1 protein-coding gene is annotated in these 334 nt (G+C 72.8%); it reads left to right on the top strand.

The genetic code is table 11. The features are described 5' to 3' along the window. Positions 1-334 (top strand): cytochrome c biogenesis ResB family protein (locus tag N864_RS23185; RefSeq protein ID WP_034723333.1); only part of this gene is annotated, 334 nt, incomplete at both ends.

Raw genomic sequence — 334 nt, 5'->3', positions numbered from 1 at the left:
TGGTTCTCGGCGATCTACCTGCTGCTGTTCATCTCGCTCGTCGGCTGCATCGTGCCGCGCACCCGCGTGCACCTCGCGGCGCTGCGGGCCAAGCCGCCCCGGGCGCCCGCCCGGCCGGAGCGGCTCGAGCAGCACGCGACGCTGACGACGACCGCCCCACCGGAGGAGGTGCTGGCCGCCGCCAGAGAGGTGCTCAAGGGGCGCCGGTTCCGCACCCACTCCCACGACGATGCCTCCGTCTCGGCCGAGTCCGGCTACCTGCGCGAGACCGGCAACCTCGTCTTCCACCTCGCCCTCACCGGCATCATCGTCGGGATGGCGGTCGGGCACCTGT

Source organism: Intrasporangium chromatireducens Q5-1, assembly GCF_000576575.1.
Classification (GTDB): Bacteria; Actinomycetota; Actinomycetes; order Actinomycetales; family Dermatophilaceae; genus Intrasporangium_A; species Intrasporangium_A chromatireducens.
The sequence above is the reverse complement of the archived record's forward strand: the minus strand, read 5'-3'. Positions and strand labels throughout refer to the sequence as shown.